General features: G+C 72.8%; 9 protein-coding genes. 2 read left to right on the plus strand and 7 right to left on the minus strand.

All coding sequences use genetic code 11. The features are described from left to right. Positions 1 to 267 (plus strand): IclR family transcriptional regulator domain-containing protein (locus ACZ3YO_RS38340; protein WP_465550410.1); only part of this gene is annotated, 267 nt, incomplete at its 5' end. 133 nt (positions 268 to 400) lie between these two features. Here ACZ3YO_RS38340 and ACZ3YO_RS38345 read toward each other — a convergent pair. The 7 genes from ACZ3YO_RS38345 to ACZ3YO_RS38375 form a co-directional block, all read right to left on the minus strand. Continuing rightward, positions 401 to 1,135, minus strand: a complete 735-nt coding sequence (locus ACZ3YO_RS38345; protein ID WP_465578722.1) for a G1 family glutamic endopeptidase — start codon at positions 1,133 to 1,135, stop codon at positions 401 to 403. A 147-nt stretch (positions 1,136 to 1,282) separates the two neighbouring features. Next, positions 1,283 to 12,619: a hypothetical protein gene (locus ACZ3YO_RS38350; protein ID WP_465578724.1), complete on the minus strand. Its 11,337-nt coding sequence runs from the start codon at positions 12,617 to 12,619 to the stop codon at positions 1,283 to 1,285. A gap of 9 nt (positions 12,620 to 12,628) precedes the next feature. Then, positions 12,629 to 13,744 carry a hypothetical protein gene (locus ACZ3YO_RS38355; RefSeq protein ID WP_465578727.1) on the minus strand — a complete coding sequence of 372 codons (1,116 nt, stop codon included), beginning with the start codon at positions 13,742 to 13,744 and terminating at the stop codon, positions 12,629 to 12,631. 2 nt (positions 13,745 to 13,746) lie between these two features. Beyond that, a complete protein-coding gene (locus tag ACZ3YO_RS38360) occupies positions 13,747 to 17,265 on the minus strand; it encodes a hypothetical protein (protein ID WP_465578729.1) in 3,519 nt (1,172 codons plus the stop codon). Further along, on the minus strand, positions 17,265 to 20,531 hold the full coding sequence (locus ACZ3YO_RS38365) for a hypothetical protein (RefSeq protein WP_465578731.1): 3,267 nt from the start codon (positions 20,529 to 20,531) through the stop codon (positions 17,265 to 17,267). The genes ACZ3YO_RS38360 and ACZ3YO_RS38365 overlap by 1 nt, the downstream gene beginning before the upstream one ends. Positions 20,532 to 20,849: 318 nt before the next feature. After that, entirely contained in the window at positions 20,850 to 22,106 is a 1,257-nt protein-coding gene (locus ACZ3YO_RS38370) for a sensor histidine kinase (RefSeq protein WP_396323007.1), read from the minus strand. Then, positions 22,106 to 22,789, minus strand: coding sequence for a response regulator transcription factor (locus ACZ3YO_RS38375; protein WP_465550414.1), 684 nt, complete (start codon positions 22,787 to 22,789; stop codon positions 22,106 to 22,108). Before ACZ3YO_RS38375 ends, ACZ3YO_RS38370 begins: the two co-directional genes overlap by 1 nt. Positions 22,790 to 23,123: 334 nt before the next feature. Here ACZ3YO_RS38375 and ACZ3YO_RS38380 point away from each other — a divergent pair, with 334 nt between their 5' ends. Continuing rightward, positions 23,124 to 24,728 carry an alpha/beta hydrolase gene (locus ACZ3YO_RS38380; RefSeq protein ID WP_465578733.1) on the plus strand — a complete coding sequence of 535 codons (1,605 nt, stop codon included), beginning with the start codon at positions 23,124 to 23,126 and terminating at the stop codon, positions 24,726 to 24,728. The last annotated feature ends 60 nt before the right edge of the window (positions 24,729 to 24,788 follow it).

Raw genomic sequence — 24,788 nt, forward strand, 5'->3', positions numbered from 1 at the left:
CGGCTCCACCGCGGCCTCCAGGGCGCCCGCTTCACCGCCACCGCGCTGAGCGGCGTCCGCCGCCGCGGCTGGGCCCAGTCGATCGGCGAGCGCGAACCGGGCGTGGCCTCGGTCGCCGCACCCGTGCGCGGCCCCTCCAACCGCGTGGTGGCCGCCGTCTCCGTCTCCGGCCCCATCGAGCGCCTGACCCGCCACCCCGGCCCGCTGCACGCCCAGGCCATCATCGAGGCCGCCCGCCACCTCACCGAGGCCCTGCGCCGGACCTGACCACGGACAGAGCGCCGTCCGGCCGGCCGTTCGACCGACCGTCCCGTCTCCGCGGACGGTTCGGCGCCCTCCCCGCGCAGAACGGCACGGCGGAGCCGACCGCCTGCGCCGGGGTGCCGGGCAGCCGCCGTGCTCAGCTGTGCTTCCAGATCACGTCGAAGGCCGTCCCGCCATCGGTCAACGCTCCGGGGGCGGCCCTTTCGATGCCGTCCCTGACCATGGTCACGTCCTCGGGAAAATTGGCCCCGAGGCTCATTCCGTTGACGTAGCAGTCAGTGAACGAAACCTTGCCGAAGTCGGCCAACGGCCGCACCCCGCCGGACTGCCTGGTCGGCGCCTCGGCAACCACTTCGGCAGTCATCCGCTTGGGGTCCGTTCCGCCCGGTGGCTTTGCAGGGGTGGTTTCGACCCACCTCTGCGTGACGTCGTGGAGTGTGAGCTCGTACGTGTTCCCACCGACGTAGACGACACGGGCCTGGAGCAGGTCACCGGCCATGACCGGGTCGTTGTACACGACCGGGTACGCCGGCAACATCTCGTACCAGGCGTAGTACTCCGGCGTGCCGCCATCGCACTGCGCTGCGACGCCGGTCTGCTCGAGAATCGGGCCGGTCTTCCAGCCGTCCAGGCCGACCCAGAAGGCCGCGCCCGCGTCGGGGTCGGTGCAGTCCACGGCCGGCTGGATCCAGCTGGCGCGGACTTCGGTGAAGTCGTAGGCCTTGCCGGTCGCGACGTATCCGGACCACTTCCTGCCTTCGGCAAGGGGCTGCGGCTGTGCGGCGAGCGCGGTGGGCGCCAGGGGCACGCTGCCGAAGAGCGCCAGCGCGGCAACCGAGGCGACCAGCGCGAGGTGACGTCGTACGGGCATGCTCGCTCCATGAGAGGCATCGGGCGGCAGTGAACGGCCGGTGGGTCGGCGGCGGCCAGATTCATCTCCATGCATATCACTCGACGGCAGGTCGGCAACCCGGCGGTTCCGCCCGCACGGCACCCGCTCGCAGGTGACCCGCTGTGGTCAGACCCGACGTGGTGGCCCCGGCGGTGCGGTTTGCGCGGACGACACGTGCCTGAGCTGCAGCACGGGCCGTTGCAGTGACGCGTCGACGGACGAAAAGAGACTGACTCGGAAGGCCCAGGCGCCGCCGTCCGTCTCGGGGTGCTCGCGCTCGCCCCACTCGACGAGTGCGCGCGTGAACGCCGGGACCGTGTCGTCGTCGTACGTTCCCACGGTCGACTGGACGACCGGAAGGAGCGCCGACACCGGCGGGTCGCCGGGGACGAGCGTGTACTCGTAGCGCGCGCCGATCGCGATCGTCCGTCCGGCCGGGTCACCGTCGAAGACGGTGTCGAACATCGGCACGAGCGGATTGTGGCCGGGCGGGTCCCAGGGGCCGATGGCGATGGCGCCGGTGAGGTCGATGAACGGCACCACCGGCTCGACGTGGCCGACCTCCGGGGTCCGGTAGACGAAGGCCTGTGCGGTGTCCGGCCAGCCCTCGCCGAGGAGTCGCGCGTTGCGGGTGACCCGGGCACTGGCGGACGCGCTCTGGTACGAGGCGATGTGGACGCGCGGGAGGGTGACCTCGAAGGTGAGCAGCGTGAACGCCTCGACCGCGTGGAGCGGGAAGGCGTAGCACCAGCAGTGGTCGGCATCGGTGCACCCGCACACCGTCAGGTCGACGGGCGTGAGGTCGTGGCGCTCACCGGCCGCCGTGACGCACACGATCCTCTCCGGGCGGCCCACCCCGCCCGGGCCGGACTCCACCGTGCGGGTCAGCCGCAGGGTCGTGTACCAGCCGTCCTGGGCGTCGAGGCCGAGCTCGTACCGGTAGACGTCCAGCACCGGTACGTCACCGGTCGGCGCGGGGAGGACCGGCTCGGCACCGGTCGCGTCATCTCCCCAGTACGCGGTCCAGGCCTCCGCGGCGGCGGAAGCGAGCGTCCGGTAGGTGCCCAGGGCGTTGGCCAGGGCGGTGCGCCGGTCGGCGTCGGCGCGCTCCCAGTCGGGCAGCCCGGCGAGCAGGCCGAACAGGGGGGCGGAGACCGCCGTGTACCGCGCAAGCGCTGTGAACAGGTCCTCGGTCGGTGTGGCGGCGGGCGCGGGGGCCGCCCGGTTGTACGTGACCCGCAGCTCGATGGTGTCCTGATCGGCCGACTGGTGCTGCACCGAGAAGCGGTACTGCCAGTACAGCGCGTCGGCGAGCCGCGCCGCGGAGGTGGGCACCTCGGCGTGCTGGTCGAGCAGGATCGGCATCGGCGGGTACGCGCGCAGCGGGACCGGCACGCGCGGAGCACCGAGGTCGAAGTCGAGAGCGGCCGGCGAGCCCGACGCGAGCGGTGCGACGAAGGAGAGCCAGTCGGACCGCTCGTACCCCTCGGTCTCCGGCACGATGCCGAACTCCAGCTCGACGCCGGCGAAGTCGAGCGTGAGGTCGAGCGCGGCGTGCGCGGCCACGTCGGGGACGGTGAGCACGAAACTCACCTGCGAGTCGCCGTCCGTGAGCGAGACCTTGCCGTTCGACACCGTCGCGGTCCGCAGGTGCGCGGGCACGTCGCCGTAGTCGACGACCGGGTTGCCGGACAGCCGTGCGTACGGGCCCGGCCACGGGGACGAGGCGCTGGTGTCGTACTGGACCACGGCCGAGCTCGCGTAGCCGCGGGTCAACGAGACCAGCAGCTCCTGCCGCAGTCTCTCGACGGCCGCCGCCCGCTTGGGGTCGGCGCCGGCGGGTGCCTGCCCGGCCAGGATGGGGTCCAGGCCCTCCGCGACGGCTCCGGCGAGCGTCTTCTTGACGCCGATGACCGCGTCGAGCACGTCCCGGCCCAGCGCGTACACCCCTTGGATGTAGGCGGCCGACAGCAGCAGCTCGACGTCCGCGAGGAAGGCCCCGGCCCACACCTCCAGGTCGATGCCCTGGTAGTCGCGAATCGGACCATCCGTCAACAGCCCGGTCCGGACGTCGAAGCCGGGCGTGGTCACGTGCCGGCGCGCCATGAGCGTGGTGCTCAGCGGGCGCAGGGCGAAGGTGCGCGGTTGCCGGGTGCCGGCGATCTCGCACGGGGGCTGGATGCTGACGCTCTCGATGCCGTCGGCGTCGAAGACGACCGCCCAGACGTCGGTGTCGGACGTACGGCCCGGCGCCGTCGCCAGCCGCAGGACGGGCACCGCGTGCTGGACCCGTTTGGCGAACGCCGCCAGGGTGAGCGCGCCGTCCTGGGCCGGGTCGGCACCCCGGGCGGCGGGGACGGCGGTCCGGTCGCGGGTGGCGGTCGCGGCGAGCGCCGGGTCGACCAGCGCGGGATCGCGGGAGAGTTCCAGGGCCACGGTGACGGGGAAGACGGGCTCGGGGAACGACCACTGCACACCGTCCGGCGTGGACTCCCCCAACCGAACGGTGAGCAGGGCAGTGGCCGGCGGGACGACGACGCGTGCACCGGCCCGCAGGAACGCGACACCGGCGTTGGCCGCGACGACGGCGTCGAGCCCGGTCGTCACGCCGCGCCGGCGGAACCGCTCCACTACGGCGGTGAGTGTGTCGCGAGCCGCGGTCGTCTCGGTAGGCACGGTGCGGTCGGCCTCGCCGGGCTGCTGGGCACGCAGCACCTGCCCGGGCAGCAGCAGCTCCGGCGTGCCGGCGTTCGCGGCGAGCAGCGCGACCGCGGTGACCCCGAACGGCCGGGCGGCCTCCTGCGGCGTCACTCCGACCACTGCCGGCAGCCCGGCGAGCACGCCGGGCGGGCAGACCAGCAGCGCCCCGGTCGCGAGCAGGTCGGTCCGCTCTCCGCTGGCGGCGGCGAGCGCCGCGAGGTCGACCGGCGGGCTGAACAGCGCGCAGGCCTCGGCGAACGAGACGGGTGCGGTCGTCGTCACCGTCTCGTCCTCGACCGTGATGGTGACGCCGGACGCGATGGTGCCCGGCATCGCGGCGTTGACCACGACCAGGTCGGCCCCGGGGAAGTGGGCGGCGATGCCGTCGAGCGAGTCACCGTCGCGGACGGTGTACGGCACCCGCAGGGCGTCCGGGTCGGCGGGCCACGCCCACGTCCCGGGCACGGCCGGCGGCGAGTCGGCCAGAACCTCGACCGCGCCGTTGTGCCGCAGCAGCGCTCCGGGTGTGGTGCCGTTGACGGCGGCGAAGTGCCCGAGCGTGTCGCCCGCCGGCACGGGCGTCGGCATCGTGGTGAGGAACACCGGGGTGCCCGGGGTGAAGAGGTCGGCGGTCGTGGTGTTCAGCGGTGCGAGTTGCTCGGGTGTCAGGCCCGCCCGGTTGTCGCGCAGGGTGTCGCCGCTCTCGACCAGGTAGCCGGCGACCGCGAGTGACGCGCCCGCGCGGAACATGCCCGGCTCGTCCGCGTTGAGCGACACCACCTGCGTCGCGTCGAACGGGACACCGAGCCCCTGGAACGCCGACGCGACGCCCGCCGGCGTCGCTTCACTGGCCGGCCCGTCGGGCGCGACCTGCACCTTGACCCCGTTGCAGTCGAAGACGAACCCCGGGGTGAGCAGCCCCGACCGGTCCTGATTGGCCGTCACGAGCACCCTGAGGGAGCAGCGCAGCGCCGCCGCGAGCTCCTCGGCCGGCGGCGAGTCGGGCGGCACGAGAGCGTCGCGCGGCGGGGTGACGAGCTCGACGGCCGGGTTCAGCGGCAGGACGGTGTTGTCCTCGTCGAGCAGCACCTGCTCGGGGTCGAGCGAGGGGTCGACGGCGTGGCAGAGCCCGGCGATCGTGTCGCCGTTGCGGAACGCGGCGCCCACCGGAACGGCGAGTTCGTCGGCGTCCAGCATGCCGCTGACGGCCGTGTCCGCGTTCGCGCTGCCCAGCTCGTCGTGGCCGACCCCGTACATGGTGCAGACGGCGTCGAGGGTCGCGGCCTCCGTGGCCGGTGCGGAGCCGATCGCCGCGAGCGAGCCGAGCAGCGCGTGCGCGCCGAGCACGTACCGGCGCAGCGCGTCCACGTCGACGGCGAGCGGGGTCGGGTCCGAGCCGGACGGTTGCTGGAGCGAGGTGAGCAGCGCGGCCCGGACGTCGGGGCGGCCGACCTGGTAGTAGACCGGTACCAGGCGGTTCCGGTCGCGCTCCGCCGCGGCGGCGGCCGACCCACCGGCCTCGGCCGCGCCCGGCTGGTAGGCGATGGCCTGCAGGTCGGCGGCGACGGTCAGCTCGGCGAGGTCGCCGGCCGGCGCCACGTCGTACCGCAGGGTGGTCGACGGCCACCCGCCGACGCCGATGACCGGGTCGGTGTACCGCACGTGCACGGCGGTCTGCTCCGGGGTGCCCGACCGGTTGCCGAAGACGTCCTGGAACCACACCCGCACCTGGGTCCGGGCGCCTTCGGCGATGCCGGCGTACGGGTCGGCGTCGGGGGGTGGGGCGGTGGGGACGGCCTCGGCGTGCTGCAGGGCGAACCGGTTGATGTCGACGGTCCGGGTGAGGTCCCAGACCTCCTCGGCGGCCTCGCTCGCCACCAGGAGCCCGAGTTCGTCCGTACCGTCCGCCGGCTTCGGTGACACCGCCCGGCCCTCGACGCTGCCGCGGAACCATTCCGTCCGGTCGAGGTGGAAGCCGAGCAGCCCGTACAGGCGGCGCAGCCGGCCCTGCGGCGTATCGTCGGCCAGCGGGTTGGCGAACCGCGCGGTGAAGCCGACCTGGCCGGGGCCGACCGAGGCGACCGGTCGTAGCTCGGGCGGGTCCACCGCGCGGGCGGCGAGCGCGACCGAGGCCGGGTCCACGCCGTCGCCGACCACGGCGAGGTTGGTGAACGCGTACAGGTGCCGGTCCGGCGAAGCACCGCACTGCGACGAGAGCTGGGCCAGCAGCGACAGCCGGGCGAGACCGTCCTGGTCGAAGATCGAGTCGGGAGCCTCGCCGCGGTACTGCATCCAGTAGCCGCCACCGCCCACGACGCTGCACTCCCACAGCAGCGTGAGGAACCGCTCGCAGTCGGCGATGGCCGCGAAGTGCTGCGCCGCTGTGGCGTCCCGGGCCGCCGGGCCGCTTCGCGTCTCGGTGGACAGGTTGGTCTGGACGATGAAGGTCCGGTCGGCGTCGAGCGGTGTCGAGGTCAGGCCCGGAGTGAGGCCGGGGGACGGCGGCAGCTGCCAGAGCAGGGTGAGCAGGAGGCTCTCGCCGGGCGGCGCCGGCGGGAAGGCGCCGGTTGCCGGCTTCCCGGAGGTGCTCCGCAGGTACTCCAGGATCTGGGCGATCCGCTGCCGGTCGGCGGTGTCCGCGCCGAGTACCTCGACCGTCCCCGCGAGGCCCGGGATGCGGCGGACGTCGAAGGAGACCAGCGTCGCCCACGCGTAGGAGCCGAGCTCCGTGTAGCGGGCGTCCGCGCCGGTCTGCGGCGTCGTCTGCTCCAGCAGGAACTCCGAGCTGCCGCGGTCGGACCCGGCGCGCGCGATCAGGTCACCCGGCAGCGGCCAGAGCGAGGGCGGGGCCGTGGGGGCGGCGGGCAGCCGGACGGGCGTGGTCGTCTGCCACGGGATCACCTGCGTGACCGCGTGGCGTGTGCCGGTCCCGTGCGACAGCGGCAGGGCCGCGAGCGGGCTCTCGACGACCGGCGCCAGCCCGGTCGCGGGGTAGTTGTCCCGCAGGTCGGCGGCGGTGATCGAGATGACCGCGTTGCCGGCCTCGGCGGCACCGGGCCGGATCACGCCGTCGTGGACGACCGGCCCGGCGAAGGTCAGCCAGTCGGCGGGCACGGCCTTGTCGACGGTGATGGTCACGACCGGGTCCTCGGACCCGGCCGGCGGCGGCGGCGGTCCGGTGACCTGCTGACCGATCAGTTCGTAGCCTCCGGTCATCGGGCCGGTGGCGTGGTACACGCCGTCGACCGGGACCGGCGCGGGCAGGCGCAGTCCGCCCAGCATGAACCGCGCGACCTGGCCGCTCACGGTCGCCATCGCCGGGCCCGCGTGCAGCGCGGCGACGAGCTCGTCCAGCCCCATCGCGGGCACGTCGGGCACGGTGAGCCCCGGCCCGGTGGCCAGCACGCCCGCATCGAAGGCCATCCGCCCGGCGAGGTCCTCGATCCCGAGCCCGTACTTCTGGGCCAGCGTCAACAGGGTGAGTCCGTCGGTCGTCGTGCCGACCGCGCCCGGCACCTCGACGGTGACCAGCGGGACGAGTGCGTCCGCCGCGGCGGCGTAGGTGTCGAACCGCGCCTCGGGGAGCAGGAGCCGGTCCTGGAGCGAGCGGAGCGTGTCGTTCGGCAGGATCACGGCCGCGGCGTCGGCCGGCAGGTGAACGCCGTCCGGGTCCATCGGCTCGTTCGCCGCGCGAACCGCGTCGAGCCAGTCGGCGAACGGCGTGCCGGGCACGACGTTCTGGATCAGCGCGACGTACGCGGCGACGTCGGCGACGGTGTCGCCCGGCAGGGTGGTCCAGGTGAGGGTCTCGGCGCTCTGGTAGCCGTCGGGCACCCGGAGGGTCAAGGGCAGCGGCAGCCCCGGGTTGTCGTTGAGCCGGTCGATCGCCTGCTGGTACCAGTCGGCGAGCGGCACGTCGGTCGGCAGCGTCAGCCCGAGCCGCACGTGGAACGCCGCCGCGGTGTCGTCGACGGACAGCCCGGCGTGCACGAAGCCGGGCAGCGGCACGGTCGCGCCGGCGCGTAGCAGCGGGGTGGTGTCGCGCAGGTGGTTCAGCAGCGCGGTCGGGTCGGCCTGGTAGGCGTCGGCCAGCCGGCCGAGCGACTGCCCCGCGCCGAGCTGCACCGGCAGCGTCCCCAGGCTGACCGGGGCGTCCGCGACGACGGGCCAGTCGGGGTTCGCGACGGCGATCGACTGCGGCGTGACGCCGAGCGTGACCGTGAGCGTGTCGCCTGCTCGCGCGGCGCTCAGCCGGTCCGGCAGGCCGGGGTTCAGCGCCGACAGCTCGGCCGCCGAGACCCCGAGGGACGCGGCGAGGTGGTCCGCGCTGTCCCGGGGGGCGACCTCGTACGGCGCGGTGGCCGTCCCGAAGCCCGCCGCGATGGAGTACAGCGTGTCCGTCTCCGTCACCTCGTGGGGGAACGCGGTCAGCAGGCTCACGGCGGCCTGCGCGGTGGCGCGGGCGACCATGCGCAGGTAGTCGCGCAGCACGAACGTCGCCATGGACTCACTGGGCTCGGCCGCCACGGCGAGGGTGGAGAGGCGGTCGCCCGGTGGGGCCGGGTCCAGCTCGGCGAAGTACGCGATCGCCTCGGCCTCGTACGTGGCGTCGATCTGCCGGTAGGTCGCGAAGTCACGGCCCTTGTCCGCCGGGTCCGGCAGACCGGTAGAGGTCCACTTCAGCACCGGGATCATCGGGAACGGGGTTCCCGAGACGTCCTCCGGTGTGCCGCCTGCCGGGGTGCCGCTGACCACGAGGTGGAGGTTGGCGGCCAGGAACCCCTGGATGTTGGCCCAGGTGAAGCCCGCGTTCTCGGCCTCGGCCAGGGCCAACTGTTCCACCAGCTCCAGCAGTTCGTCGAGCGTGACGGTCGGCGAGGTGACGCCGAGCGCGTCGACCGACCAGCGCAGCAGGCCGTCGGCGAGGCGGTTGAACGACGTGTCGGCGGGGGTGTCCGCGCACGGGTTTCGCGACACGTCGGGCCGCTCGCTCCGGGCGATGGTGACCGCGTCCACCGGGACGGCGTTGTCGGCGGTCAGCATGACGACGAGGCGGTGGTCGGGCTCGTCGTTCGGCGGCGCCGTCCGGCCGGTCCAGTCGACCGGGACGTTCGCGACGGCGTAGGCGGGGACGAGCGTGAGGTGCGCGGTCCTCGGCCGGCCGCCGGGGAAGACGTGCACGTCCGGGTCGAAGTGCAGCCGGTACGGCGGCTGTTCTGCTTCCACGGACGCCGCGCGTCCGCTCGGGGCCGAAAGGACGCGGCGGGCGACGCCGGGGGCGATCCGCCACGGCGGCGTACTGTCGGACCCGATCGTGAACGAGGTCTCCAGTGTCAGTGAGAACGAGAACGAGACCTTGACGAACAGGATCTTCACGCTGGCGCTGGCCCGCACCGCGAGGTTCAGCGTCACGACGGTCGCCCGGTGCGCGGCCAGCTCGACGGTCGCCATCGCGGAGATCTGCAGGTTGACGTCGACCCGGACGACCTTGAAGTCGACCGTTGCGTTCAGCCGGCCGACGATACCGACCGTGCCCCGGCACGCGTAGTAGAGCTCGGCGCTCCTGCCGTCCTCGTCCGGGTGGAACCAGGCCAGCACGCCCTCGAAGATCACCACGAGATTGACGGACATCTCCGCTTTGAGCGGCCCGCGTTGGAAGGTGCGTCCGACGCCGATGGACAGGCCGACACCAAGTTCGAGGACCGGGCTGAACGTCCCGTCGGTGAGGCGCGGAACGCGGCTGGAGGTGGCGCCGTTCAGCACCCCGAAGTAGATCCCGCCCCGGCCGTTGAAGATGCCGGCCTCGATCGCGAACGAGTCGGTGAAGTCGCGGCCTGCCGGGAATCCGAGATCGATCCGGAAGTTGCCGTTGGTGTAGATGTCGACGGTGATCACGCCGAGCGTCACGGACACCGCGCCGAGATCCAACTTCCGGTAGGCGTCGGGAATCTGCAGCCGTGCGTGGAAAACACCGATGTCGTCGGTGACCTTCTTGTACAGCAGTTCGACGTTCAGCCCGGCGAGCGAGCCCGCCTGCGACCCGCCCAACGCCAGCAGGATGCCGTACAGGTCGGGGTCGTGCATCACCAGCTTGACCGCGACCGTGCCCATGAACGTCGCGTCGATCCCGAACAGCCACTGGCTGGACGCGTCGAACACCATCGTCGCCGGGTCGAGCGGCGGCTTGCCGACGGCAGGATCGACCGGGCGCATCGCCGCGACCATGGCGTCGACGACCTCGGCGATGCCGGTGTACCCGGTGATCCTCTTCGGCGAGACGTGCTGGCCGAGTCCCAGGTACCGCAGCGAGAACAACTTCTCTCCCAGGCCTGCCGGTTGAGGAGGTGCTTGAGTGACCGGATCCCACGTCAGCGGCTTGGCCGTGGTGTCCCCGAGCAACTGGGCGTCGAGCACGATGTACACCGCCGGACTTCCGGTCGAACGGTCGTAACTCAGGCCGACGGACCGGATATCGACGAATCCGAGGTCCAGTTTCAGGTTGTGCTTGACGGCGACCGTCTGCTTGGCCGGGTCGACGGACAGCTCCAGACCGGTGAGATCGATGCTGTTGAGGAAGGACCAGGGCGGGTCGAGCCGGAACGTCGCGTTCGGGTTGACCAGCGAGACGAGGTCGGTGATCAGTTCGCCGAGAGTGCCGGCGAGACGGACGGTGAGGATCTGATGCCGGTCGGTCCCCGCACCGGTCCAGGACGTCGCCGCGCTCAGGGAAACGTCGCGGTAGGCGATGGTGAACGTGTAGTCCCTGCCCGAGTCGGTGACCGACACCGAGGCGGTGACCTCGAACTTGTTGATCGCGAAGGTCCCGGACAGGCTGCCGGTGGTCACCGTGAGCGCGTCCACCTGCGCGGTGTCGCGCAGTGCGATCGCGAGGTGCTCGTCGGCGGGCGCGGTGCGCAGGCGCCGCTCGATGCCGGCGGTCAGGAGCAGCCGGAGCTCCATGCCGATCAGCGTCTGCGGGACCGCCACCTGCAACGTGCCGGAGGCGGAGTACGGGTTGCCGTCCGCGGTGCTGAACCGGGCGCCGAGGCCGGCGAGTTCGATGGCGAGCTCGTTCACCCAATCCGGCGGTTCCTGGCCCATCAGGCCGTAGACGAGGCGCGGCAGGTCGACGGCGCCGCTCATCATCGCGCCGAACTCCCATCCGCCGGTGCCCGGGTACTGCGCCTGCGCGAGCAGCTCGATCGGGGCGGAGTCCGGAACCGCGATCTCGCCCTTGCCGATCAGCAGACCGGAAACGCGGCTCTGCGAGACCTGCACCTGAAGCTGCAGCCCGGTCAGCGCGAGGGTGACCAGCCCGGCCTGGATGGGCCAGTCGCCGCTCACGGTCAGGCCGGCCGCGAACTCCTTCTGCAGGAGCGAGGCGTCGATGGTCAGCGACTCGCAGGTCAGGTCGGCGCCGATGGACGGGCCGTCGCCGCCGAAGAACGCCCGGAACGCCTCGGAAATCGGAAGGGCGAACGGCGCCTCGGTGAAGGCCGAGAACCCGAGGTCGGGCAGTGACAGCCGGACCGTCACGACGATGTCCTCGACGCCGGTACGCGGCAGCAGCCCGCGCTCCACCCGTTCGGCGTACGGTGCCTGCGAACCGAGCGAGGCACCGGTCTTCCGGCCGAACCACATGGTCCCGAAGACCACGCCGGTGGTGAGCGTCCGGCCGTCCGAGCCGAAGGCGAACGTCCAACTGGTGCCGACCCGGTCGAGGGTCAGGTAGGGCACGGGGGGATCCCAGGGCTCGTTCGAGACGATTCCGACCCGGGCGTACGACAGACCTGGTCCGCCGAGACCGACCGGCACGATGCCGAATCCGACGTCCTGGAGGTGGAACCGGTCGATCGCCGCGATCCCACGTGGCAGCGTGAAGCTGTTCTCCGTGCCTCCGGTCATCGCGATCAGCGCCTGGATCCCGTGCGCGAGCCCGATCGGGGGATCCAGCGCGACGACCAGCGGCCAGACGTTGTCGCCGATCAACAGAGGCCCGCTGACGGTGGCCGTCTCACCCGGGTCGGTCGGCAGCCTCGCCTCGGCGAACATCAGGACGGCCGAGCGGCGGGCGCCCGCTTCGGGCAGCGGATACGGGTCGGGGTAGTCGGTGGTCAGCATCAGGCCGACCGCCGACACCTCCAGCTTGGAGATCTCCAGCCGCACACCTGGCGCGATGGCGCGGAGCTCGATGACGGGCGGCGCGCCGGCCGGGAACGCCACGGGCCCCTCGACGTAGAGGCGCTTTCCGAGGAAGTCCGCGTACGTGGCGAGGATGTCGCTGCCGGACACCTCGGGGCTGCCGAGCAGCAGCAACGTGCCGGACAGCCGCGGCCGTGAGTCGGCCGGCGCGTTGGTGGCCGTGACGACGGGCTGGTCGAGGATGAGCGGGCCGATGACACTGGGCCCGAGGACGAGCCCGCCGTCCGGACGCCGGCTGTCCGGCAGCGTGCCGAACGCGGTCCGGAACGTCCACGGCTCGGCCGGCGCCGTGCCACCGAGCTCCAGCGCCAGGGCCGCCCCGTCGGCACCGGCCTGGGGAGTGCCGGTGAGCCGCATCGTCCAAGGGGTGTTGAGGTAGGTCGTGGTGGCGGTGAGCAGTGCGCTCTGCGGCCCCAGGGACGCGGTGCCGTCGCGGACCTGGAGGCTGCTGACGCCGAGCGAGTCCAGCAGGTCGGCGAGCCCGGGTGGCGGCGCGTCACGCGTGAGGATGCGCTTCGCCACGGCGGCCTGGAACGCGCGATGGATCTCTTCGACTGACACGGGGGCCTCCTACGGCTCGGGGGCCTGGACGACGGCCTCGTCCGCCCCGAGCGTCCCGAACGTCCTGCGGGGGGTGACCGCCGCCGCCTCCTCGGTCGGATCCGGGCGCAGCTTGAACCTGTACTCGACATTGCCGTAGTCGTCCGGTTGTCCGAGCGCCCGAACGGTGCTTCGGATCCCGTCTGCCGTCGTCCTGGTCACCCATCCGGCAGGATCGTTCTGACTGTCACCCAGCTCTGCCAGGACGTAGGAAACATAGGTGTGCGGAGTGACCTTCTGGAGGTTGTCGCCGACGAACAGCTCGATGACCTGCGCAGTCGGATGGCGGCGTGAGTTCAACGGACCGGCGCTCACCCCGATGTTCCGCGGGTTCATGGCTTGTGCGAACCAGGTGATGAGGTCCCAGCCGGGCGCCTCCGTCGCGAGCGGGCTCCACAGGTGATTCCTGACCGCGGTGTCGAGCTCGTCGCCCTGCGGAAGCACGAGTGCGAAGACCGGCGACAGGAGATTCTTCAGGTCGTTGATCTCTTTGACCTCGCCCATGATTTCGTACGTCAGTTCACCCGGCAGTACGACGGAGAACCTCTTGTTGTCCACGACCAGGACGGTCGACTCCAGGGTTGATGCCAGGATCATGAAGTAGGTGCCATTGTGCTCGGTGATCCATGTGGGCCGGCCCGACGTGCCGTGGGTGTAGCTGTTCAGCTTGTTGGCGGAGAATCCGAGGTTCTCCCGCTTGAACTTGAGACGCGTGAGGAATTTCCGGACGGAGTCCGGGGTGGAACTCCTGGCCCCGGCGACGAAGGCGTACAACCCTTCCGCCCTGATGTCCTCCAGGCGATCGCCGAGGTCGCCGAGCAGGCTGGTGTGGGACTCGGCCAGGCTCGTGAGGACGACGAGGTTGAGAAGCTTGAGGCGCCTGGCGCCGACCTTGCGCGTGATGTAGTCCAGTGCCCCTCGCGCGTGGCCGCGGTCACCACCGCAGTTGACCAGTCCGAGGAAGTCGGCCTCCTCCTTCTCGACGCCGTCGTTGTAGATCTCGACCAGCGTGGTCATGCCCTGGCCGCACCACAACAGCTTCACCACCGTCAGCGGGTTCTGCTTCTCCAGCGGCGACTTCTCCATGGTCACACCCGCCCGCCGGATCGCAGCGCCGCCCGCACCGGCGGTGGCGGCGGGCGCTTCGGGTCGGCGGCCGACGCGTACGCGAGGTACCAGCCGACCTTCGACGCGCCGCCCTGATCGGGGTTGCCGAAGAGGATCACGTCGTTGTGCCCGGGCGGGAGTGCCAGGCCGAGCAGCCGCAGCGCGAAGTCGCGCAACCGGAGCGTGTACGTCCGCAGTTGGTCCTCCTGCTGGTCGACGAGGAACTCGACCGACCGGAAGCCCGTGGTCACCACGCCCTGCAGTGGCAGGTTGGCCCCGAGCAGTCCCTTTGCGCCGGGCAGCCGCACGCCCAGGTAGATCCCCGGACCGGTGTCGCCCGCGCCCGGGCTCCACGCGACCAGCACCCGGATGGCGAGCGCCTTGCTCCCGGCGAGCGCGCCGAGCGAGCCGAGGTCGACGGTGTAGTCCAGCCCGTACCAGGGCTGGGCGAGCGCCGACTGGTCGAGCGGCGCGGTGACCGAGACGTAGCCCATGTCGTCGGGCGTCTGCGGCGGTGGCGGCGCTCCCGTGGCGAGCTCCGGATCGGGCGTGGCGACGAGCCCGTTCAGCCGGATCGGGAAGCGGGCGACCAGCGACCGGGCGCGCGGCCTGCTGTTCGCCGCGTCGAACGACAGGTTGCCGTCCTTCAGCGTGAACCGGGTCGTCCCGGCCGGATCGCCCAGGTCGAACGACATGGCGATCGCCAGACCGCCGAAGCGGAGGTAGCCGTCCTCCCCGGCCTCGTCCGCGCCCCAGCAGAACGGGTCGAACCTCTCCGGCTCGTGGAACCGCAGGTTGCCCGCCAGTCGGAAGACGGCGTCGACGGTCGCCCTGCCGGACGCCGGGTCCGCCGCCTTCGCGGTGACGAGCTGGGCCGACAGCAACTCGACGCTCCGGAGCACCGGGCCGTCGAGCAGGAAGGTGTTCTGCTCCGCCGTCGAGAACACGTACGTGTCGTGCGTCGTGCCGTCGGGCAGCCGTTGGCGCTGGAGCGCGCCGTCGAGGATGATGTTGTTCCCGTGGGTGGTCGGCATCAACTGCGTGGCGGAGCCGAAGAGGCGGTTGACGAGCAGCTCGACCCTGCTGGTGAACGTCGTGACGACGGAGTTGCGCACGCCGACCGTCAACTGCAGGACACGGAAGGCGAAGTGGATGTTCTCGCTGAAGTACTGGTCCTCGGGGTTCCGGTGGTCGATCAGCCCGAACATCGCCGAGCGTTCGAAGACCAACTGCCCGTCCGTGAGCCGGAACGGCGTGAGCGACAGCCCGAAGTGGTGCGCGGCGAACCCCGCTGGGTCGATCCCGGCCGCCAGCACCTGGAGTTCGTCCGGGAGTTGATCGAGCGGGACCTCCGCCGAAAGGGCGAGCACCCCGGTCCAGTTCGGGTCCTGGACGACCTGGAGGAACGACGCGTAGGGCGACCCGGACGGCGCGTTCCGCGCCGCGTCGATGACTGCGCGGATCGCCGCCTGGGCGTCGGCCGGCCGGCCGGTTCGGGAGGCGACGGAGGGCCACGCCCAGGTCGACACGTCCTCCACCAGGTCGACGATCCTGCGGCCCAGGACGAACTTGACGATGAGGTGCGTCGACTCGCGCCAGCTGTCCGGGGAGAGTCGGAACGACCATCCGCCGGCCACCGGGGTGAGCAGGCCGCCGTACCGGAGGAATACCCGCTGCTCCGCCTCGGCGATCCCGGGACACGCGTCGACCAGCGCGGCGACGAACGCGGTTCGGGTGTCGTACTCGGTGTCGTGCATCGCCTCCCGCACGGCGTCGAGGACGTCCTCCGGCACGCCGCCGTGCTCCACGGGGATGGTGGCGATGACGCCGAGCGTCGCCGTGGTGAGCCTGTACGCGACCGAGCCGAAGCGGTTGAACTCCTCGGGGTCGCCGAGGACCAGGAAGAGGTTGTTGGTCTGCATGGCCTGCCGGAACGGCCCGGTGACCGTGGTGAACCGCAGGTCGGGCTTGGCCGCCGCGCTACCGTCGTGGCCGATGCCCAGCCAGCTCCAGGTGAGGTCGGGCGCCAGCCCGACGGCCAGCCCCTGCGGCGTCACGGCCACGGTCGGCTCGGCGTCCGCCGCCGGCTCGCCGCCCTCGCCGGGGAGCAGCACGGCGCGGCGGGTCGGTGCGATGGCCAGCTGCTCGGCCGATACCGCGTCGGGAACCGCGTCGCCGACGAGCCCGTGGAACGGCGCCATCGGGAAGGGGGTCCCGGTCGCGGTCGCGGCCGGGATCTCGCGGAAGTCCAGCAGGTCGACGCCGCCGGCTGCTGCCGAGGAGTCGGCCGTGTACAGCGGCGCGTCCTCCGGCTGGCTGTAGTACGTGACGGCGGCGGCGTCCACGGCCGGCTCGACCGACACCCAGGACGTCGTCCCGTGCGACGTGAGCGAGTCGCCGCCGGTCCGGTGCGGCCCGAGCGGCGCGTAGGCCGGCCGCCCGGGCACGAACACCAGCGTGCAGCCCTCGGCGGGCAGCCCGAGGTACTCCAGACCGGACATGCCGCAGATGACCCGCGACCCCGACGTCGCGACCCCGACGGCGAACGGCCCGTCCGGGACGAGGTAGTAGCCGGCGTTCGCCTTCTCGTCGGAGAGGTACGGTGCGACGCCGAACACCAGCCGGGCCGGGCTCGCCGTGCTCACTCCGGCGGCGAGCGGACGCAGGTCGACACCATGGCCGAGCACGGTGGCGAACCCGGACGGCAGTGCCGGTGGATCGCCCTCGCCCGTCGTCCACGCGAAGAAGCCCAGCGAGGTGCGCTCACCGTCCAGCGGCCGCAGCGGATCGATCTGCGCGTGGAACTCCAGTCCGATGCCCTCCGGTTGGCGGACGACGCCGAACCGGACGGTCTTGACGACACCCGCTTCCCCGGGCGTGAAGAAGCGCAGCCCGGCGCCGAGCCCGGCGAACGCGTCCCCGCCGCCGGCCGACACGTCCACGACGAACCGCAACGCACCGGTGTGCCCCGCCTCCATGCACAGCAGCGTGGTCGTACGCCGCGCGGGGAACCGGGCGGTCGACGAGTACAGCGTGGCGGCGGACCAGTCGGCACCGTCGGCGACGGCGAAGCCCCAGCCCGCCTCCGTCTCCGCCGGAGCGATCACGCCGCCTTCGGCCAACGTGACCTGGTAGTCGGCCAGTTGGAAGGTCGCCCCGCCCGACACCCACGCCCCGGTCCGGCCCGCACTGCCGGTCAGCGCGGTCGTCGCCCACGTGGTCGGCGGAGCCGACGGGTCGGCGACCCAGAGGAAGCGCGGCGGCCCCAGGGGCGCGTAGTAGCCGAGCCACGTCCGCAGGGCCGTCAGGAACCCCGCCGGGTCCGCGGCCGGCGCACCGAGGAAGACGTACGCACCACAGCCGTCCTCCCATGTCCGGGTCAGCGTCGGCCGGTTGCCGAGCGCTCCCGGGTCGGAGGCGAGGAACGCCGCCACGCGGTCCGTCGGATCCGCCCAGTAGAGCGCCGTGCCTCCGGCACGGGTGAACGTGGGCTCCGTCATCAGCCGAGGCCCGTTGCGAGAGCGAGGCGGTCACCGTGCAGGAGCGGCAACCCGAGCGCGCCCGGGTCGCGCGGCTGCCAACCCGGCACGACCGGCCAGTCGCCGGCCGGCCCGTCGACGAGCGCCGCCGCCGTCCGGGGCCGGTGCATCGTCACGCCGCTCAGCGGCACGGGGAGGGCCGACGGCCGACGGCCCTGGCTCGCGAGCACGTTGCCGAGCGTCGTCCCCAGCGGCACCAGCCGGGGTGCGCCGTTCACACTGATCCGCACCATCGCGCGGACCACCGCGCGACCGCGCAGGTAGGCCGCGGCGACGCCACCGCCGGGCGGGTCCTGCCGGCGGACGTTCTCGGTGGCCGCGTCCAGCGCACCGGGCGTCGCGGCAGCCAGCAGGACGGCGTTCTGCTGGGGCCACAGCGACCCCGGCGTGGTCGTCGGCAGCAGCGTCCTCGGGTAGACCAGGCGCGCGTACGGCAGCCGCAGCGCCTTCGCGAACAGGTCGAACACGCCTCCACTGCCGTATAGTTGACCCTTTTCCGGACTGGACGGGTTCGGCACGTCGACGCCGTTGCGCCGCGTGAGCTCGGCGAGGAACGCGTCCAGGCTGTTGGTCCAGGTGCCCGAGTTGTCGTAGGACGCCACCTCGTAGTCGGCGACGCCGGTCGTGACGAACCCGGACAGCGAGTCGCCCTGGGCACCTCCCGCGATCTGGTAGCCCTCGTACTCGACGCGCATCACGATGCCGGGGCGCAGGTCGAAGTAGCCGCGGTCGAAGCGCAGCCCGTAGGCGAAGTACAGCGTTTCGTCGAACGTCTGCGGCATCGACCGCGACACCGCCTCGGTGAGCACACCGACCCCGTACGGGGTGATGCCCAGCGGCTGCAACCGGGCGAGCAGCTCGGCCCACCGCGCGAACAGGTCGGGGCGGTCGGTGAAGCTCCACACCGGGCTGGTCGCCGGGATCAGCAACGTGTACGCGTACGGCGCGGAGTCGGCCGGCGTCAGGACGAAGCCGAGCGGCAGCTCGACGGCGTCGGGCTGCCGGGTCACGAACAGCTCCGGCAGTCCGAGGGTGATGTCGGTCGCCGTCAGCACCGGGCCCAGCTGCGGCGCGACGTACGAACGACCGACGAACAGCGCCTCGGTGAACACCGGGACGGGCTCCGACGGTGCCCCCACCGCCGGACCGGCGAGCCCCTGGACGACGACCGCGGTGGAGGTGGACTCGATCTCCACCGGCCAGCTGCCGGAGGTCGCCGTGGTGTCGCCGAGCTCGGTGACGGTCCCGTCGACGACCGTGCTGACCCGGTACCCGTCGACGAGCGGCGAGGACAGTGCGTCCCAGGACGCCCACAGGTCGGCGCCGTCGTAGGCCACGGTGACGCCGGTCGGTGCGACGGTGAGCAATGCGGCGGCGTTGCCGGGCGGGCCGACGGCGATGCCGGCCAGTCCCCGCAGGGCGATCGTGGCGGTGTTGGGGATGCCGTCCGGAAGAGTCAGGACGATCGGATCGTCGGTGGCCGGCTCGACGTCGAGCTCGGCCTCGGTGCCGTCGCAGCGCACCACGGGCTGCACGCCGGTCAGCGACGGCGACTCCGGTGGCGTCCACGTGAGGGCCACCGTCCGGTCGGTGCCGACGGCCACGCCGGTGAGCCGTGGACCGGCCGTGACCAGGTCGAGGGACGTCACCGGGCCCCTCGCCACTCCGGCGACCTGGGCGACCTGGGCGACCTGGGCGACCTGGGCGACCTGGGCGACCTGGGCGACCTGGGCGACCGTGGCCAGGTCGGAGGTGAGCGGCAAGTCGGCGGTCTGCCCCTGCACCAGGAGCGCGGTGTCGCCGACGGCGGCGCGGAACGTCCCGTCCGGCGGCCCCCACCAGGCGAGGGCGACCCGGCCGCCGTCGGCGCGGGCGAGGGTGAGGTCGGCCGGCTCGGTGGGCACCGGGACCGGCACGGACCACGGCCCGGTCGCCACGCCGTCGACCCCGCGCACGGCGACGGCGACGACGACGGCGTCGTCCGGCACGGCGAACACGGCGATGCCGTCCGAGCCCACCTGCTGAGGCGTGCCCCGCACCCCGTCGGCGTACAGCACCGCCTCGATCGGCACCCCTTCGGGCAGCTCTCCGGTGGTCGCGGCCACGACGAGGTCCTCGTCGCAGGCCACCGACGCGACCATCGGCGCGGCCGGCACGACCGGGGCCGTCACCGCCGGGCCGACCGACCGCCCGACCCGACCGCGGACCGACACCGCGTACGCCGCGCCGCACGGCAGCGGCTGCGGGACGGCGATCGACAGCGTCGCCGCGGGGCTGACGGTCTCCCGGCGGACCGGCACGTCGTCGCGGAACAGGACGGCGTCGTACGCGGTGGGCGCGAAGTCCGGCGGCTCCACGTCGATCGAGACCGTCGCGCCGTCCGACGTCACGCTCGTGACACCCGGCGGCGTGAGACGGATCCGGACCGGTGCCGACGGCGGCCCGGAGCCGGCCTTGTCGACGGCCTGGACGACGACACGGTACGCGCCGTGGTCGGCAGTGCCGGGCTCCAGCTCGGCCGTCGTCGCGGGCGCGTGAACCTCGGCAGCCGGAAGGAACACGCCGTCGTCGTTCAGCACGCTGATCCAGTAGGCGTCCGCGGAGGGAACGGCGGTCCAGGCCACCGAGAGCAGATCGGCGTCGAACTCGACGGCGAGCAGCTCGGGCCGCTCGGTCGGCACCGCGAAGCCGGGCCCGTTCGGCCCGATGGACACCACGTCCTCGCGTGTTCGGACGCGGGCAAGCGTGGCCGCCACGGTCGAGCCCGCCGGCGGTGGCTGCTCCAGGACGAACGATCCGCCGGCGACCGGGGCTTCCAGCGGCGACGCGGCGCCGTTGACCACGAGCCGGACCAGGAAGTCGTCGGTGTCCGCGGCCTTCCAGGACAGCGTCAGGGCACCGTTCACCGGGTCCGTCTCGGCCCGCTCGACCGTGAAGGTGTCGGTGACGACCGTGACCTCGGGAGAGAGCGTCGGCCCCGAAGCGAGGACGTACATCGCGATCCGGGCCTGATAGACCTCGCCGGGCGCCGCGTGGAGAGGCAGTGAGGCATCGGTCGCCGCCCCGGCCCACGCCTCCGCGACCGTGCGGCCGTCGTTCAACACCTGCACCACGTACGTCACCCCGGCGTTCGGCCTCCCGGGTCCGCTCCAGGAGACGGCCAGAACACCGCTGTCGTATCGCAGCCACCCGATCACCGGGTCCAGTGCGCCGCGTGGTCCACCCATGAACCGCCTCCAGGTGCCGACGAGTGAGCCGACGCCGGCACCACGTACCCGCCGGCGGTGGGTCGCGACCAGGGGTCCCGACCCGCAGAGCGCTCTCGTCGGCATCATTCGAGATCCGGCCCGACGGCCGTTTCTAGCAGCAAGACGTGTCCGAACCACCACGACGGCCTGCCGTGTCCCACGAATGGCCGTGCAAGTCCGCCCGACCGGAGCAGCGGCGAGAGCAAGGAGTGGTATCCGACAGGTCGCCCCGGCCAACCCTTCGGCCCGTCGGACGCCCTGTCACCGTATCGAGGCGTCGGACCTGCCGCGCCTGGCCTACTTCGTCCGGGGCGGGAGGCGGAGGGTGAAGCGGGCGCCGCCGCGCGGGCTGGTGCCGACGTCGAGGGTGCCGCCGTGGGCCTGGGCGACCCAGGAGGCGATGGACAGCCCGAGTCCGGTGGAGCCGGAGCCGCTGTGGAAGCGCTGGAAGAGGGAGTCGGCCAGAGCCGGGGGGACGCCGGGGCCGGCGTCGTCGACGGTCACCGTTCCGTCGGCGGCCACGGTGACGTCGACCTCCGCGGGCAGGCCCGGGGCATGGCCGTGGAGGAGGGCGTTGCCGAGCAGGTTGGCCACCGCCCGCCGGAGCAGGTCGGGATCGGCGACCACGACGACCGGGTCGGTGTGGACGGTCACGCGGTGCTCGCCGGTCTCGGTGTCGTCGACGACCACCTCGACGAGCTGGTCCAGGCGCAGCGGCTGGCTGGCCAGGGTGCCGACACCGGCCATCAACCGGGCCCGGGTCAGCAGGCCGTCGATCAGGTCCCCCATCCGGGAGGCCAGGCGCACGGTCCGTTCGAGCGCGGCGGTGCGGTGCTCGTCGTCGCGCAGCGCGGTCTCCGCGAGGCCGCGTAGCGATGCGGTGGGTGTGCGCAGGTCGTGGGCCGCGTCGGCGAGGAACTCCTCCTGCTGCTGCAGCGCCGTCAGCGCCGGCCGGATCGCCCGCCCGGAGAGCAGGTGCCCGGCCACCGCGGAGAGCGCAACCAGGACCGCACAGCCGGCCACCAGCAGCAGAGCCAGCTTGCGGTGCGCAGCCCGGTCACCGGTGGTGTCATCGGCCGCGACCACTGCACCGGCCGTCGACTGGCCGTCGGCTCCCGCGTAGGGCTCGGCGAGGAGCCGGATCCGGTGGCCGTTGTCGCTGCGTGCGTCGGCCACGACGGCCGATCCCTCGCGCATGGCCTCCGCGGCCACCGATTCCAGGTCCTCGGGATGGGCCCGAACGCAGGGCTTGCGCGGGGTGTAGGCGACGGCGGGCCGGTCGGCCGTGCCGGTCACCACGGTCACCGGCGGGCAATCGGTCTCCATCCCGTCCTGAAGGGCCTGCGCGTCGAACTGGCCGTCGTCGTCGAAGCTCAGGAGCAGGATCGCCTGGCTGGTCTGCAGGGTGAGCGCGTCGTCGAGCCGGTCGCTCCAGGCGTTGTCGTCGGTGCGGATGGCGAACGCCGCCAGCCCGATCAGTCCGATCGCGCTGGTGAGGGCGAACAGTGCGGTGAGTCGTCTGCGCAGCCGCCGGATCCGGGCTGCGGCCGTCATCACCGTCCGCCGCCGGCGCCGCCGGGCGGTGCCAGCCGGTAGCCCACCCCGCGGACCGTGTGGATCAGCGGCGGGTCGCCGAGCTTGCGGCGCAGCTGGGAGACCAGCACCTCGACGACGTTGGAGTTCGGCTCGGTCATCTCGTCCCAGCACTTCTCGATCAGGTCGGCGCGGGGCACCGCCTGGTCCGCCCGGGCCGCGAGCAGCTCCAGTACGGCGAACTCCTTGCGGGTGAGCATCAGCAGCACGCCGTCCCGGTGCACCTGGCGGCGGGCGGTGTCGATCTCCAGGTCGGCGAACCGCTGCACCGGGGGCCGGACGGTGGCCGCCCGTCGGCACAGACTGTGCACCCGGGCCGCCAGCTCGGGCACCGCGAACGGCTTGACCAGGTAGTCGTCGCCGCCGACGGCGAACCCCTCGACCCGGTCGGCGACCGTGTCCCGGGCGGTGAGGAACAGCACCGGGACGGTCCGCCCGGCCCGGCGCAGCTCGCGCACGAAGTCGACGGCGTCCCCGGAGGGCAGCATCCGGTCGAACACCGCGCAGTCGTACTCGGTGACGAACAGCGCCTCGTCCGCGGCCGGCAGATCGGCCACCTCGTCGACCGCCAGCCCCTCGCTGCGCAGCGCCGCGGCCACGGCGAACCGCAGGTCATCGTCGTCTTCGGCCACCAGTACTCGCACGGCGGCCAGGATAGCCCGATGTGCGGCCGGGGCCGCCCTCATCAAATCCTCAGCTTCGCCCGGCCATCATCTGTGAGGTCACAGCGGAGCGAACCGGCAGGAGCCGAACAGCGCGGCCGTTCGCCCGGGAGATCCGTGGGCGGACCGGCACGCGGCGCCGTGAGACATCCCCGGGCGCGATCCCCCACGCGCCCGGGGACCGCTGTACCGGCCGGCGGGCGGAGCCCTCGGCCCGGCCGCCCCGGGCCACCGGGGTGGTGCCGGCCCCGCCGACCGCCGACCACCGCGGCCCGCCGTACGCAACAACCCTGCCGATTCCCTCTGGAGCACCCTCATGAACCACCCGACGAGCAAGCGTGCCGGCCTGATCCTGGCCCTGGCCGCACTCGGCGTGACGGCACTTGCCGGATGCATCCCGGCGTACGGGGACACGGCTGAGGAGGGCACCGGCACGGCGCCGACCGATTCCGCGCAGCAGAGCGCCCTGCAGACCTTCTACCGGCAGAAGCCGGCCTGGACCACGTGCGGCGAGCTGCAGTGCGCCACGTTGACCGTCCCGATGGACTACGCGCACCCGGAGACCGGCCGGACCTTCACCCTGCCGCTGGCCAGGTCCGTGGCGACGGACCCCGCCCAGCGCATGGGCTCCCTGGTCTTCAACCCCGGCGGACCGGGCGAATCCGGGGTCGAGCAGCTGAAGTCCGGCGGTCTCTCCTCCTTCAGCGAACAGGCGCGCGCCCGCTTCGACATCGTCGGCTTCGACCCCCGGGGCGTGGCCGGCAGCAAGCCGGCCGTCGACTGCGGCTCCTCCGGTTCCGCCGACCAGGACCAGCCCGAATCCGACACCGCCCCGACGAGTGCGTATCCGAAGACCGCCGCCGAACGCAGCGCCGCGCTCGCGGACGCCGAGAAGCAGGTCGCCGCCTGCAAGGCCCGCAGCGGAGCCGTCCTGCCGCACGTCGGGACGCTGGACGCGGCCCGCGACATGGACGTGCTGCGTGCGGCCCTCGGCGACGAGAAGCTCAGCTACCTCGGCTGGTCCTACGGCACCTACCTCGGCACCGTCTACGGCGAGCTGTTCCCGCACCGGGTCCGCGCGCTCGTCCTCGACGGCGCGGTCGACCCCTCACTCGGGTGGTCCGAGGCCGCCATCCAGCAGGGCGGAGCCTTCCGGAAGTCGGTGGACGACTACGCCCGGCAGTGCGCCACCGTGGTCCACGACGCCTGCCCCGCCACCACCCCGGACGGCATCCAGAAGGTGATCGCCGACCTGCACCGGCGGACGGCCAGGCACCCGCTGCCCATCAAGGGCACCACCGAGCGGCTCGACCAGAACATGCTGCTCACCGCCCTCACCAGGTCGATGTACTCGCCCGAGTCCCAGTGGCAGGACCTGTCCGAGGCACTGCGCGCCGCGCGGGGCGGCGACGGGACGAAACTCGCCGAGATCGCCGGCCCCGGCATATCCGGCCAGAACGACAGCGCCGGCTCCCCGTCCGAACCGGGTGGCTCCGGCGAGCGGGCCCCCGACAACTCCGCCGTCGCCATCACCGCCGTCAACTGCCTCGACCAGCCGCACCCCAGGGACCCGCAGCCCTACTGGGACCTGATGGAGCGCGCCGACCGGGAGGCCGGAGTCTTCGGAACCTCCGCCGTGCTCGCCGAACTCACCTGCAAGGACTGGCCGGCCGGACAGCAGCAGCCGCACCGCGTGAACGCCGAGGGCCTGCCCCCGGTCCTCGTCGTCGGCACCACCGGCGACCCGGCCACGCCCTACCCGTGGTCGCAAGGCCTCGCGGCCCAACTGCCCGGCGGCATGCTGCTCACCTTCAAGGGGCCCGGCCACACCGCCTACGGCCGCAGCAATGCCTGCGTCACCGATGCCGTCGACGCCTACCTCATCGGCCTGAAGCCGGTTCCGAGCGGGACGACCTGCTGAACGGCCGGGACTCCCCCGCGCCGCCCCGCCCCCGCCCACAGCTCGCCCTACTGGAGACCT

It is taken from the genome of Kitasatospora sp. NPDC022785, assembly GCF_055561295.1.